This is a genomic window from Bradyrhizobium diazoefficiens (genome assembly GCF_016612535.1).
GTDB classification, from domain to species: Bacteria; Pseudomonadota; Alphaproteobacteria; order Rhizobiales; family Xanthobacteraceae; genus Bradyrhizobium; species Bradyrhizobium diazoefficiens_C.
Genome location: NZ_JAENXS010000005.1, coordinates 57558 through 70210 on the forward strand (window position 1 = coordinate 57558; position 12653 = coordinate 70210).

General features: G+C 62.5%; 13 protein-coding genes. 6 read left to right on the plus strand and 7 right to left on the minus strand.

What is annotated here, in order from left to right:
- Window positions 1–43 precede the first annotated feature (43 nt).
- The 3 genes from JJE66_RS35520 to JJE66_RS35530 all read left to right on the plus strand — a co-directional run bounded on the left by JJE66_RS35520 (window position 44) and on the right by JJE66_RS35530 (window position 2736).
- A complete protein-coding gene (locus tag JJE66_RS35520; RefSeq protein WP_200520450.1) occupies window positions 44–622 on the plus strand; it encodes a TetR/AcrR family transcriptional regulator in 579 nt (192 codons plus the stop codon).
- 31 nt (window positions 623–653) lie between these two features.
- Complete coding sequence (locus tag JJE66_RS35525) at window positions 654–1502, plus strand: alpha/beta fold hydrolase (protein WP_200520451.1); 849 nt, start codon at window positions 654–656, stop codon at window positions 1500–1502.
- 73 nt (window positions 1503–1575) lie between these two features.
- Window positions 1576–2736, plus strand: coding sequence for an iron-containing alcohol dehydrogenase (locus tag JJE66_RS35530; RefSeq protein ID WP_200520452.1), 1161 nt, complete (start codon window positions 1576–1578; stop codon window positions 2734–2736).
- A 90-nt stretch (window positions 2737–2826) separates the two neighbouring features.
- Here JJE66_RS35530 and JJE66_RS35535 read toward each other — a convergent pair whose 3' ends face one another.
- Genes JJE66_RS35535 through JJE66_RS35555 form a run of 5 tightly spaced genes read right to left on the minus strand, consistent with a single transcriptional unit; the run spans window position 2827 to window position 8144 of the window.
- Window positions 2827–3831: a nitronate monooxygenase family protein gene (locus JJE66_RS35535; protein WP_200520453.1), complete on the minus strand. Its 1005-nt coding sequence runs from the start codon at window positions 3829–3831 to the stop codon at window positions 2827–2829.
- A gap of 23 nt (window positions 3832–3854) precedes the next feature.
- Window positions 3855–5042 carry an acetyl-CoA C-acyltransferase gene (locus JJE66_RS35540; protein WP_200520454.1) on the minus strand — a complete coding sequence of 396 codons (1188 nt, stop codon included), beginning with the start codon at window positions 5040–5042 and terminating at the stop codon, window positions 3855–3857.
- Between the two features lie 14 nt (window positions 5043–5056).
- The gene (locus tag JJE66_RS35545) at window positions 5057–6187 is read right to left on the minus strand and encodes an acyl-CoA dehydrogenase family protein (RefSeq protein ID WP_200520455.1); all 1131 of its coding nucleotides are present in this window, start codon (window positions 6185–6187) and stop codon (window positions 5057–5059) included.
- Between the two features lie 23 nt (window positions 6188–6210).
- The gene (locus JJE66_RS35550; RefSeq protein ID WP_200520456.1) at window positions 6211–7392 is read right to left on the minus strand and encodes an acyl-CoA dehydrogenase family protein; all 1182 of its coding nucleotides are present in this window, start codon (window positions 7390–7392) and stop codon (window positions 6211–6213) included.
- Between the two features lie 14 nt (window positions 7393–7406).
- Window positions 7407–8144 (minus strand): SDR family oxidoreductase, encoded by a 738-nt coding sequence (locus JJE66_RS35555; protein WP_200520457.1) that lies wholly within the window; start codon window positions 8142–8144, stop codon window positions 7407–7409.
- A gap of 348 nt (window positions 8145–8492) precedes the next feature.
- Here JJE66_RS35555 and JJE66_RS35560 point away from each other — a divergent pair, with 348 nt between their 5' ends.
- Window positions 8493–9236, plus strand: coding sequence for an SDR family NAD(P)-dependent oxidoreductase (locus tag JJE66_RS35560; RefSeq protein ID WP_200520458.1), 744 nt, complete (start codon window positions 8493–8495; stop codon window positions 9234–9236).
- Entirely contained in the window at window positions 9236–9913 is a 678-nt protein-coding gene (locus JJE66_RS35565; protein ID WP_200520560.1) for a glutathione S-transferase family protein, read from the plus strand. Before JJE66_RS35560 ends, JJE66_RS35565 begins: the two co-directional genes overlap by 1 nt.
- A 31-nt stretch (window positions 9914–9944) precedes the next feature.
- Here the strand turns inward: JJE66_RS35565 and JJE66_RS35570 are convergent, their stop codons facing one another.
- Entirely contained in the window at window positions 9945–11144 is a 1200-nt protein-coding gene (locus JJE66_RS35570; protein WP_200520459.1) for a CaiB/BaiF CoA-transferase family protein, read from the minus strand.
- Between the two features lie 75 nt (window positions 11145–11219).
- The gene (locus JJE66_RS35575; RefSeq protein ID WP_200520460.1) at window positions 11220–11852 is read right to left on the minus strand and encodes a 2-hydroxychromene-2-carboxylate isomerase; all 633 of its coding nucleotides are present in this window, start codon (window positions 11850–11852) and stop codon (window positions 11220–11222) included.
- A gap of 233 nt (window positions 11853–12085) precedes the next feature.
- Between JJE66_RS35575 and JJE66_RS35580 the strand changes: the two genes are divergently transcribed.
- On the plus strand, window positions 12086–12619 hold the full coding sequence (locus JJE66_RS35580) for a helix-turn-helix domain-containing protein (RefSeq protein WP_200520461.1): 534 nt from the start codon (window positions 12086–12088) through the stop codon (window positions 12617–12619).
- Window positions 12620–12653 lie beyond the last annotated feature (34 nt).

Sequence of the window (12653 nt, forward strand, 5' to 3'; positions counted from 1 at the left end):
TCTCGTATAGAGGTCAAACGAAATCTAAAAGAGGAGAGCCACGATGCGTGTGAGTCGCGTTCAGGCTGCGGAAAACCGCCAAAAGGTGATCAATGTGGCAAGTCGCCTTTTCCGGGAGCGGGGCTTTGACGGCATCGGCCTGAAGGATCTGATGGAGGCCGCCGGGCTGACCCAAGGCGCCTTCTACAAACAGTTCGCGTCAAAAGAGGATTTGGCGGTCGAGGCGTCTAACCGGGCGTTGGAGAGCGCCTCCCTCCGATGGTCGGACGCGGCCGCGCAGCACCCCGATGATCCGCTCGGCGCGGTGATCGCGTTCTACCTCAGTGCCGACCATCGCGGAGAAAGGATGGACGGCTGCCCGATCGTGGCGCTCGGCTCGGATGCCGCCAGACAGGGGCCCGGCGTGAAAGCGGCCTTCGAAACGGGAATCAAGGCACATCTCGAGGTCCTCGGCCGCTTCCTCGCCGAGACCGGCGGCGAGGAATCCCGTGGCAAGGCCATGGCCATTCTCGCGACAATGATCGGCGCGGTGACGCTATCGCGCGTCGTCAACGACCCTGATCTGGCTCAGGCCCTTCTCGATGCGGCAGCCGAACAGGTTCGCGACGCCGCAGGCGCCTGAAGGATCACCCCTCGAACCACAGAGAGATCGAATGCTTAGCACCAGTGAAGTCAAACCAAGTTTGCTCAAGCTATCGGACACGCTAAGTGTGCGTCTTCAAAAGACCGGCAGCGGGCCTCCGCTGCTCCTCATCCATACCATCCGGACGCAGCTTGAATATTTCCGCAGTCTTGCGCCCCTCCTCGCCCGTTCGCACACGGTTTACGCCATTGACCTGCCAGGCCATGGACACTCACCGATAGATCCTGGCGCAAGCTTCGACGAACCCTACTTCAGGCGGGCCGTCATTGGCGTCATCGAGCAGCTAGATCTCTCGGACGTCACGATCGTCGGCGAGTCGATCGGCGGCGCATTGGCTCTCACGGTGGCGGCGTCGCTTCCCCAGCGCGTGAAACGGGTCTATGCGATCAATCCCTATGATTACGAGACCCGCTACGGCGACGGCATTCGACGCGGCAACTGGTTCGCGAATTTCATCATCGGAAGTTTGCAGATCCCGGTGCTCGGCGCAATCAACGCTTGGCTCGAAAACAAGCTGATCCTCGGCAAGATCATGGGCGGTGGATATCACGATCCCCGCAAACTGCCGGCCGATCTGCTTGCCGAGTTCAATGAAGTTGCCCAGCGCCCGGGATACAAGCGGATCGCACGCAAGGTGCTGGCAGGATGGCGATCCTGGAGCAACGCCCGCGACTACTATCGGCAGATCTCGGCACCCGTGACGCTCATTTATGGTGACAGCGACTGGTCCCGGCCAGATGAGCGCGAACGCACACGGTCGCTGATTCCTGCTTCGCAGATGGTGACCCTCAAAAACACCGGCCACTTCTCAGCTATTGAGAACCCGTCGGAGCTGGCTCGCACGATAATGGGAACATAATTGCCGCAATGACCAGCGCAGGAGCGCGCAACTATGTTCAAGCGCTCTTGACTACATCAACGGGAGGACAAAAATGCGCAGGACTGGTGTACATAACTTTCCAGCAATTGATCGTGTCATCTACGGCAAAGCGGCGTCTGAAGCCCTCAGCGAAGAGGCGGAGCGACTGAGCGCGAAACGCGTCTTCCTTATCGTCAGCCGAACCTTGAACTCGAAAACCGACGAGATCGAGAAGATTCGCCGAGCGCTCGGCAACAAACACGCAGCGACCTTCGATGGAATTGCAGAGCATACGACGCGCAAGCAGGCGGCCGAGGTTGCCTGCCACGCAAATGACGCCCGCGCTGATCTGGTCGTGGCTGTCGGCGGAGGCTCTGCCGTTGATCTCGCCAAGATCGTCATCATGGCGATGGAACACGACATCCGCGATGAAGCGGGTTTCGATCCGTTTCCCATGGGTCCCGGCGTCAGCCATTCTCCCTTCCGCTCGCCGACCGTCCGGCAGATCGCGGTGCCATCCACGCTGAATGGCGGCGAATACAACGCGGCAGCGCTCGTCACCGATGAGCGCCATAAGCTGAAGCAGATTTTCTTTCACCCCCAGATGATGCCGGTGGCGATCATTCTCGACCCTGCCCTCACGCTTCATACGCCTTCAAAGCTCTGGATGGGATCGGGCACGCGCGCGATGGATCACGGCATCGAAGCCTTATGCTCGCCGGCCGGCACGCCCCTGGCCGACGAAGTCGTCCTGGCGGGGATCCGTCATCTGCGTGAAGGAATGCTGCGGACCTTGCAACAACCCGATGATCTCGAGGCGCGCCGACTATCTCAATATGGCTCCTGGCTCGCGTCATTCGGACTCCAGGCGCGCGTCCCGATGGGCGCAAGTCACGGCATTGGCCACGTGCTTGGAGGGACGTTCGACGTTCCACACTACTATTGCACGCCCGTCATCATGCCGAGCCTGCTTCGCTACAACAAGCCGTTCACCGAGGGCGCGCAGAAGCGTTTGGCGACGGCTCTTGGTGCGCCGGATATCGAAGCCGCAGACGCTTTCGCGGAATTCACCAAAAGTCTCGGATTACCAGGCCGCCTGGCCGACGTCGGCGTCGGCGAAGACAAATTCGAGCGGATCAGCAAAATCGCGATCAACCATCGCTTCGTCCAGGCCAATCCGCGACCCTTCAAGGACGAATCCGACATCGTCGGTCTGCTGCGAATGGCCGCCTAGCAGCGGCCCCGGTGAGGGAGCCGAGGTCGGAGGCCCCTCACCAGACGGATGCGCGGGAAGCGGCGCTTGAAGCGCCGATCCCCGTGGTCCTCACGCGACCTTCCGCGCGGCTCCGCTGTCGGCGTCGAGAAATCCGGTCAGCCTGTCCCTGATCAGTCGCTCGGCATCCGCCATGATGCGGTCGATCAGCTCCTTCACGGTCGGAATGTCGTGAATGAGCCCGACGACCATGCCGCAGCTCCAGGCGCCTGCATCCATGTCGCCCTCGATCATCACTTTGGGATAGACGCCCGCCACCTGGTCGTGGATGTCCTCGATCTTGAGGCTCTTGCCCTTCTCGCGCTCGATCTCGAGCAGCTGCTCGACGCCCTTGTTGGTCAGGACCCGCTCGGTGTTGCGGAGCGCGCGCATCACGAGCCTGGTATCGAGCTCCGTCGCCGCGACCAGCGCTTTCTTGACGTTCTCGTGCACCGGCGCTTCCTTGGTGGCGATAAAGCGCGTGCCCATGTTCATGCCCGCAGCGCCCATCGCCAGGGCCGCAACCAGGCTGCGCGCGTCCGCCATGCCGCCCGAGGCAACGAACGGGATCTTCAGTTCCTCGGCCGCGCGCGGCAACAGGATCATGTTCGGCATGTCATCCTCGCCGGGATGGCCACCGCACTCGAAGCCGTCGACGCTGACGGCATCGCAGCCGATCTGCTCGGCCTTCAGGGAGTGCCGAACAGAGGTACACTTGTGAATTACCTTGATGCCGCCCGCCTTCAGGGCCGGCATGTACTGTTCGGGGCTGCGCCCGGCGGTTTCGACGATTTTGACGCCGCCTTCCCTGATCGCCGCGATGTATTCCGGATAAGGCGGTGCGCTGAAGGTCGGCAGGAATGTGAGGTTCACGCCGAACGGCTTGTCCGTCATGTCGCGGCAGCGCGCGATCTCCTTGGCCAGCAGCTCCGGCGTTCTCTGCGTCAGGCCCGTGATCAAGCCGAGCCCGCCCGCATTGGAGACGGCCGCGGCCATTTCCGCGAAGCCGACATAGTGCATTCCGCCCTGGATGATCGGGTGCTCGATCCCGAGCAGTTCAGTGATCGCTGTCTTCACGAATGGTCTCCCCGCGTTGCCGCTCAGTGGATGATTTCGAACAGGCCGGCTGCGCCCATGCCGCCACCGATGCACATGGTCACCACGCCGTATTTCGCCTTGCGCCGCCGGCCCTCGATCAGCAGATGGCCGGTGAGCCGCGAGCCAGTCATGCCGTAGGGGTGGCCGATCGCGATCGAGCCGCCATTGACGTTGAGCTTCTCCGGATCGATGCCGAGCTTGTCGCGGCAATAGATCACCTGCACCGCATAGGCCTCGTTGAGCTCCCAGAGATCGATGTCGTCGATCTTCAGATTGTGGCGCTTGAGCAGCCGCGGGATCGCGGCGACCGGCCCCACGCCCATCTCGTCCGACTCGACGCCGGCGGCGACGAAGCCGCGGAAGATGCCGAGCGGTTTGAGGCCCTTCCTGGCTGCAATCTTGTCGCTCATGATCACGCAGGCCGAGGCACCGTCCGAGAGCTGACTGGCATTGCCCGCGCTGATGGTCTTGCCCTCGAACACCGGCTTGATCTTGGCGAGGCCTTCGGCCGTGGTTTCGGGACGTGGGCCTTCGTCCTTTGCGAGCGTCACCTGCTCGTAGGTGACCTCCTTGGTGTCCTTGTTGACCAGCGCCATCCTGGTCGTGAACGGCACGATCTCCTCGTTGAAGCGGCCCGCCTGCAACGCGGCGCCGACGCGGCGTTGGCACTCGAGGCTGTATTCGTCCTGCTTGTGGCGGCCGATCTTGTAGCGCTCGGCGACGACCTCAGCGGTATCGAGCATAGACATGTACATTTCCGGCTTCATCGCCATCAGTTCGTCGTCGACGGCGTGGAATTTGTTCATATGCTCGTTCTGCACGAGGCTGATCGACTCGATGCCGCCGCCGATCGCGACCTCGACACCGTCGAGCATCACCGAGCGTGCAGCCACCGCGATGGCCTGGAGGCCGGAGGCGCATTGCCGGTCGATGGTGGTGCCGGCGACCGTCACCGGCAAGCCAGCGCGGATCGCGCCCTTGCGCGCCACGTTCATCACCATGGTGCCCTGTTGCATCGCGCAACCCATGACTACGTCTTCCACCTCATCAGGCGCGACGCCGGCGCGCTTCACCGCCTCGGCCATCACGTGCCCCGCCATGGTCGGGCCGTCGGTATTGTTGAGCGCGCCGCGGTAGGCTTTGCCGACAGCCGTCCGCGCGGTGGAAACGATTACTGCTTCAGTCGTCATGCCTGCCTCGCTGCTTACGCGGCCGTGTCCAGCTGCGCGTAACGCAGCACATGGAACGCGGGATCGCCGAACTGGATGTTGATGGAGGAGAGTCGCTTGAAATAGTGCCCGACGCTGAGCTCCTCGGTCATTCCCATGCCGCCGTGAAGCTGCACCGCCTGATCGGCGACGAACTTGCCGGCATAGCCGATCTTCGACTTGGCACCGGAGGCGAGCCGCGACAGGCTGGCATCGCCGCCGCTGAGGCTGAGGCTCAAATGCTGCATCAGGGAGAGCGCCTCCTGATGGGCGATGAACATGTCGACCATCCGATGCTGCAGCACCTGGAAGGAGCCGATGGTGGTGCCGAACTGCTTGCGCGTCTTCGAATATTCCAGGGTCGCCGAGTTCAGCTCACCGATGGCGCCGACGGCTTCCGCGCAGAGTGCGCCGATGGCGCGGTCTCGGCACGCTTCCAGCGCGGCAACGCCCTCGCCTTGTGCGCCCAGCAATTGGCCGCGGACGTCGCGCAGGCTGACTTCGGCGGCCCGGCGACTGTCGATGGTCTTGAAGCTCTGGAGATCGACGCCGGTCGCGCGGCGATCGACCACGAACAGACTGACGCCACCGCGCTCCCGGTCGTCGCCCGAGGTCCGCGCCGAGACGATCAGATAGTCCGCCCAGGGCGCGGCGATCACCATGATCTTCGCGCCGGTCAGGATGTAGTCGCTCCCCTCGCACCGCGCCCGGGTCGTGACATTGGCCAGATCGAAACGTGATGCCTTCTCTGTCCAGGCCAGGGTCCAGATCTTCGAGCCCTCGATGATTTCAGGGATGAAGCTTTTCTGCTGCTCCGGCGTGCCCACATGCTCGATCAATCCGCCGGCCAGCACCACCGTCTCGATGAACGGCTCGACCACGAGGTGGCGGCCGAACTCATGCATGACGATCATGGTCGAGAGCGGACCGCCGCCGAGACCGCCGGCGCTCTCAGAGAACGGCGCGGCAAGCAAGCCAAGCTCGGCGAAAGCGTCCCATTGCTTCCGGCTGAAGCCCTCCTCGCTTGCCACGATCTTACGGCGCGCCTCGAAATCGTATTGGTCGCGCAGCAGGCGCTGGACGCTGGATCGCAGCAATTCCTGCTCTTCCGTGAACTGAATATCCATCCGATCCTCCCGATCCGCCGTGGCTAGAGCCCGAGCACGGCCTTGGCGATGATGTTTCGCTGGATCTCGTTGGATCCGCCGTAGATGCTGAGCTTGCGCGCGTTCAGATATTTCTCCGACGCGGTATGGCCGTAGTCGGGGCCGGGCATGAAGCGGTTGGCGCTGACCGGATGCTCGCGGATGGCAAGGCCGTAATTGCCGATCGCGCGATGGGTGAGCTCGGTGACATTCTGAAATATCTCGGTACCGCGGATCTTGAACAGCGAAGCCGCCGGACCTGGATCAATGCCCCGCGCCATTTGGGCGACGACGCGCAGCTCCGTCGCCTCCAACGCCAGCACGTCGAGCTCGATGCGGGCAATGTCGCGCAGGAATTCGAGATGGGCGGGATCGTCGGCCGGTATCTCGGCCCTCACGATTTGCTTCAGCTTGTTGATGTAACGGGTGGACCGGCCGATGCCGGCCATGCTGGTGCGCTCGTTGCCGAGCAGGAACTTAGCGTAGGTCCAGCCCTTGTTCTCCTCGCCGACCAGGTTCTCGGCGGGCACGCGGACGTTTTCGAGGAAGACGTCGTTGACCTCATGGCTGCCGTCGATCGTGATGATCGGCCGCACGGTGACGCCGGGCGACTTCATGTCGATCAGCAGGAAGGAGATGCCGGATTGCGGCTTCGCGGACGGATCGGTGCGCACGAGGCAGAAGATCCAGTCCGCATGCTGCGCCAGCGTGGTCCAGGTCTTGTGACCGTTGACGATGTAGTGGTCGCCGTCACGCACCGCCTTGGTTCTGACGGTCGCGAGGTCCGAGCCCGAGCCCGGCTCCGAATAGCCCTGGCACCACCAATCCTCGCCGGACAGAATCCGCGGCAGAAACTTCTTCTTCTGCGCCTCGTTGCCGAACGTATAGATCACCGGCCCAACCATGGTGACGCTGAAGGCGAGCGGCGGCAGCGTGCCGGCGCGAGAGGTTTCCTGCTCGAAGACGAAGCGCTGCGTGACGGACCAGCCCGGGCCGCCATACTCCTTGGGCCAGAGCGGCGCGATCCAACCCTTCTTGTAGAGAATCCGGTGCCAGAGCAGCGACTGCTCCTTGGTCAGGTCGGTCTCCGGATTGGGAACGCGCATCTCCGGCGGATAGTTCTCCGCAATGAAAGTGCGCACCTCGTCACGGAACGCGGCATCCTCGGGGGAAAGCTTGAGCTCCATCGTGGCAGGCTCCGCTACCACTTCTCGCCGAAGGGACGGATCTCCATCTCGAACGTCCACGCGCTTTTCGGCTGCTGGTAGAGCTGCCAATAGGATGCGGCAACGGAGGACGGCGGCATCAAGGCGTCCGGATCATCCAGCGCGTTCGGCCCGAGAGCCTCCAGCCGGCGCTGCCGAACCCATTCGGTATCCACGCCAGAATCGATGATGAGATGCGCGACGTGAATATTTTTCGGGCCAAGCTCGCGTGCCATTGCTTGCGCGACCGCGCGAAGGCCAAACTTGGCGCTTGCGAAAGCTGCATAACCGCTGCCGCCCCGGAGCGAGGCGGTCGCCCCCGTAAAGAAGATGTTGCCGCCCCCGCGCGGCAGCATGAGGCGGGCTGCCTCGCGACCGGCCAGAAAGCCGGAATAGCAGGCCATTTCCCAGACCTTGCGGAAAACGCGTTCTGTGGTTTCCAGGATCGGGAAGTTGACGTTCGCCCCGATGTTGAAGATGCAGACCTCCAGCGGCGCGTGCCTGTCCGCATCGTTCAGGAAGGAGATGATTTCGTCTTCATTACGAGCGTCGAGAGAACGGGCGTGGATTTCTCCGCCGGCAGCCTCGACATCCCTCACGAGCGGGGCCAGCTTTTCGCCGTTACGGCGGCCGGCGAAGACCGTGAATCCCTCTGCCGCAAATTTTTTGGCGATCTCGCCGCCGATGAAATCGCCGGCGCCGATCACGGCCGCGGTTGCGTTTCTCTTTTGCAAGGCTCGTCTCCCGGTTGGGTTGGATCTGTTGAGCTATTCCGCCGAGCCCGGAGCGCCTGGCCCAATGCGGCGTTCGCCGGTCGTGAGCATATGGCCGCCTGCTATATCGGTCGCGCTTGTAAAGGTCGCCATTGCCAACCTCCCGGATATGAGCCCATGTCCTTTGCCGCAGCGCATTCATGGGTCCGATCTAACGTTCTTTTTTAGAACTCGTCAACCGCTAAATTTGTCGCTTTCGGCTTTGGCGCGAGAAAGCGGCAGCTAAGTTGCCCTTTCGACCGTTCTTTACAAAGCTGCAGAGAGCAATTACCAATACGTTCTAAATAAGAACGTACTTGAGGAAAACGCATGGTCGAGAGCCGCGGCGTGGCAATCCTGGTGGGCGCAGGCGATGCGATCGGCGCAGCCGTCGCGCGGCGCTTTGCGAAGGGCGGCTATACGGTTTGCATCTGCCGGCGCGACGCCGCCAAATCGCAGGGGCTTGTGGATGAACTGACTGACGCCGGCTGTCGAATCCACGCCTTCAGTGTCGATGCGCGTCAAGAGGCCGAGGTCCAGAAGCTCTTTTCGGACATCGACAGCAATATCGGACCGATCGAGGTCTGCCTTTTCAATGCCGGGTCCAACGTCAACAAGCCCCTCCTGGACACCACGGAGAAGTTGTTCTTCAAGGCCTGGGAGCTTGCCTGCTATGCCGGCTTCCTCGTGGGCCGCGAAGCCGCGCGGGTCATGCTGCCGCGCGGGCGCGGCACCATCTTCTTTACTGGCGCGACGGCCAGCATTCGCGGCGGCAAGGGCTTTGCCGCGTTTTCCTCGGCGAAATTCGGACTTCGCGCGGTGGCCCAGGCCATGGCGCGCGAGCTTGGGCCAAAGAATATCCACGTCGTCCATCTCATCATCGACGCCGGCGTCGATAGCGACGCGATCCATCAGCGCATGAAGGCGGCAAAGGGGATCGAGGCGAGCGAGATCCCGCCGGACAGCCTGACCAAGACCTCCTCAATCGCAGACGCCTATTGGTTCGCGCACCAGCAGTGCCGCGACGGCTGGACCCATGAACTCGATCTTCGCCCGTCGGTGGAGAAATGGTGATGAGCCCGACACCCGATCTCACGCTGTGGGGCGCCGGCACCAGCCGCACCATCCGTGCGCACTGGGCGATGCACGAGCTTGGCTTATCCTATAAGGCCAAGCCCATTGGGCCGCGCACAGGCGAGACCAAGACGGCCGAATATACCAGGCTCAATCCCCGCCAGAAGATTCCGCTGTTGCAGGACGGCGACTTCTGCATCGGGGAAAGCGCCGCGATCGTCGCCTATCTGTCGCGGATGTATTCCACGCCGGAACGCTCGCTGATTCCGGACGCCGCCCGTGACTATGCCGCATGGCTCGAATGGTGCTTTTTTATCGTGGCTGAACTCGATTCGACGAGCCTGTATGTCATGCGCCGTCACCGGGCGGACGCACTGGGACACATCTATGGCGTTGCGCCTGAGGTCGTCGCTCAAGCCGCAGACTATTTCCGCGGGCAGCTGCGCCACGTCGAAGTCGCCTTGGCTGACGGCCGGCCGTTTCTCATGGGCGAGCGCTTCAGCAGCGCGGATATCCTCCTGACAACGTGCCTCGACTGGGCCATCGCTTACGGCGTCGGCATTTGCGACAATGCGCGGCCCTACCTCGAACGTATTCAGCAGCGGGGGGCCTATCAGCGAGCGGTCGCAGCAAATGCTCCGGTCGCTCCCATTGCGGCGGCGCCGGCAAAGGCCTGAAGAGCCGCCGGCCGCCGACGAGGGCCGTTGATTAAACGGCCACGCGCACGGCGCGCTCGGCAATCATCTTGTCGATGGCGGCATCGTCATAGCCGAGATCGCGCAGCACCTCGCGCGAGTGCTCGCCGACCCGGGGCGCGGGCCCGCCAATCGCGGCCTGGTTGACATCGAACCGGGCTGCCGGCTTGGGCTGCCGCACCCGGCCGACCTTCGGCTGGTCGAATTCGGTGATGAGGCCGCGCGCGACGACCTGTTCATTGTGGATGATCTCGCCCCGCCGCAGGATCGGCGCGCAAGGCACATCTGCGGCGTCCAGGCGCTCCAGCCACTCGGCCGTCGTATGCTGGCTGATATATTCCGCCATCTTGTTGATCCGCGCGGTGGCATTGACCGAACGCGTCGCCGGCGTTGCGAAGCGGAGATCCTTGGCAAGTTCGGGATCGCCGCAAGCGCGGCAAAAACCCTGCCATTCGGAATCGGAGATGGTGCCCGCGGTGATATAGCCGTCGCTGGTCTTGAACACGAGATCCGGCCGGTCGTTCGGATCGGCGGCGGCCGCCTCGGCGCCGACCACGGTGTATTGCATCATCCCTTCCGGCCACAGATAGGAGATCATCGCATCCAGCATCGCCACCTGGATATGATCGCCCTGCCCCGTCTTCTCGCGTGCATACAGTGCCGCCGCCACCGCCTGCGCGGTGAACACCGCGGTGGTCTTGTCGCAGACGATGGTGCGGATCATCTGTGGCCGGTTCGTCACCGGCTGCGACTGGATGTCGGCGAAGCCGGAGAGTCCCTGAACGATCGGATCATAGACGCGCTTCTTGACATATGGACCGGTATCGCCGACGCCGCTGATCGAGACGTAGATCAGGCGCGGATGGAGCTGGCGCAGCTCCTGAACGCCGAGACCAAGACGTTCCATGGTCCCTGGCCGGAAATTCTGCACCAGGACATCGGCCTGCGCGACCAGCCGGGTGAGCACCTCGCGCCCCGCCGCACTCTTGACGTCGATCGACAGCGAGCGCTTTCCTCGATTCGAGGAGATGAACAGCGCGGAGAACTCGCCTTCCTTGTCGATGGTGGCACGGCTGCGGCGGGTAATGTCGCCGCCGATCGGCTCGATTTTCAGCACGTCGGCGCCCTGATCCGCCAGAAACATGGTCGCGAATGGACCCGACACAACGCCGGTCAAATCGAGCACCCGAACGCCGTGAAGTGGACCGGGCATGGGCATTCTCCCTGATTTTGCTTTTGTTCTCGAACCGCGAGCGTCTTTCGCCAGTCGCCGGACGATCGGCGCTCGTCAGGCCGACTTGGGAACGGGCTGTCTGGTTTGCTCGACGATGGACTCCTCGACGTCGCGGAGCTGGTCCTTGCCGAAGAACATCTCCTTGCCAACGAAGAACGTCGGAGAGCCGAATGCTCCCCGGCTGACGGCATCGTTGGTCAGATCGATCAGCCGTTTCTTGACGTCATCCTGCTGTGCGCGCGCCATCAGCCGGTCGACATCGATGCCCGAGGAGATAAACGCGCTGCGAAAGATTTCGAGGTCGTCCATCTTTTTCGGCTCTTCCCACATATGATGATAGGCGGCGCGAAAATAGGGCTCGAACGTGCCCTCGAACTGGGCGGCGACAGCGCCGCGCATCAGCATCAAGGTGTTGACCGGAAAGAAGGGATTCTGGTGAAATTTCGTGATGTTGTGGCGTCGGATGAAGCGCTGGGTCTCCAGCGCCTGATATTCCGGCTTGTTCTTGATCCCGCGAAGAGAATCGAACGGCGACATGTTGCCGGTCGCTTTGTAAATTCCGCCCAGCAGGACCGGGACGTAGGTGAACTTCACGCCGCTGCGCTGCTCAATGCCCGGAATGGCCGTTTCGGCCAGGTAGGCGTTCGGACTACCGAAATCGAATTGGAATTCAACCTTCAAGGTCATCGCGGCTTCTCCCGGAGATCGTATGGCGGTCCCTCGCGATCCACTCGCCAGCGACCCATTTTCCTCTAGCGTATAGTTCTAAAATAGAACTGTCAAATATGTCTGTACTCCGCTGGTTTCCGTTGTCCCGAGGGGTATTGTTTGGAATTTAGTACCTATCTAGAATGCAAGAGACGGCGCTGGCCTCTGTGGCGATTCGAAACGGCCCATGCCGGCACGACTGGAGTGTGTGGATGAAGTGGAAAGAACTCGAGGAAGAGCCGTGCTCGATGGCCCGGACCATCGGCGTGATCGGCGATCGCTGGACGCTCCTGATCTTGCGTGAGTGCTTCCTGCGCACGCGCCGCTTCGAGGGATTCCAGTCGGCGCTGGGAATCACACGGCACTTGCTCGCCGAGCGGCTGAAAAAACTGGTTCGGCAGGGCATCCTGCGCCGCATTCCGTACCAGGAATCGCCCAAGCGCCACGAATATATCCTGACTCAGAAGGGCCTCGACCTCTATCCGATCATGATGGCGATCGTGCATTGGGGTGATACTCATATGGTCGACGAGCGCGGCCGCCCCTTGCTGCACCAGCACCGCAAATGCGGAAAGGACTTCGATCCGGTCATGGTGTGCTCCGAATGCGGCGAGCCGCTGTCGGCCAAGGAGGTTCACACTCACCCGGGGCCGGGTGCCCGCGGCGGCCTGATTGAGAAAAGCGCGCCGGAGACCGGAAAGACGCCGGAGAGCAGGAAGACAAAGGCACGCTCACGCGCCGCTTGAGACGGCAGCGCCGGCATGCCGCAAGTAACGCTGA

Excerpts from the sequence above, each read along its gene's own strand:
- JJE66_RS35570 (WP_200520459.1), bottom strand. The coding sequence starts at position 11,144 with ATGCCCGGTCCACTTCACGGCGTTCGGGTGCTCGATTTGACCGGCGTT.
- JJE66_RS35540 (WP_200520454.1), bottom strand. The coding sequence starts at position 5,042 with ATGACGACTGAAGCAGTAATCGTTTCCACCGCGCGGACGGCTGTCGGC.
- JJE66_RS35580 (WP_200520461.1), top strand. The coding sequence starts at position 12,086 with ATGAAGTGGAAAGAACTCGAGGAAGAGCCGTGCTCGATGGCCCGGACC.
- JJE66_RS35550 (WP_200520456.1), bottom strand. The coding sequence starts at position 7,392 with ATGGAGCTCAAGCTTTCCCCCGAGGATGCCGCGTTCCGTGACGAGGTG.
- JJE66_RS35575 (WP_200520460.1), bottom strand. The coding sequence starts at position 11,852 with ATGACCTTGAAGGTTGAATTCCAATTCGATTTCGGTAGTCCGAACGCC.
- JJE66_RS35520 (WP_200520450.1), top strand. The coding sequence starts at position 44 with ATGCGTGTGAGTCGCGTTCAGGCTGCGGAAAACCGCCAAAAGGTGATC.
- JJE66_RS35565 (WP_200520560.1), top strand. The coding sequence starts at position 9,236 with ATGAGCCCGACACCCGATCTCACGCTGTGGGGCGCCGGCACCAGCCGC.
- JJE66_RS35530 (WP_200520452.1), top strand. The coding sequence starts at position 1,576 with ATGCGCAGGACTGGTGTACATAACTTTCCAGCAATTGATCGTGTCATC.
- JJE66_RS35560 (WP_200520458.1), top strand. The coding sequence starts at position 8,493 with ATGGTCGAGAGCCGCGGCGTGGCAATCCTGGTGGGCGCAGGCGATGCG.
- JJE66_RS35525 (WP_200520451.1), top strand. The coding sequence starts at position 654 with ATGCTTAGCACCAGTGAAGTCAAACCAAGTTTGCTCAAGCTATCGGAC.
- JJE66_RS35545 (WP_200520455.1), bottom strand. The coding sequence starts at position 6,187 with ATGGATATTCAGTTCACGGAAGAGCAGGAATTGCTGCGATCCAGCGTC.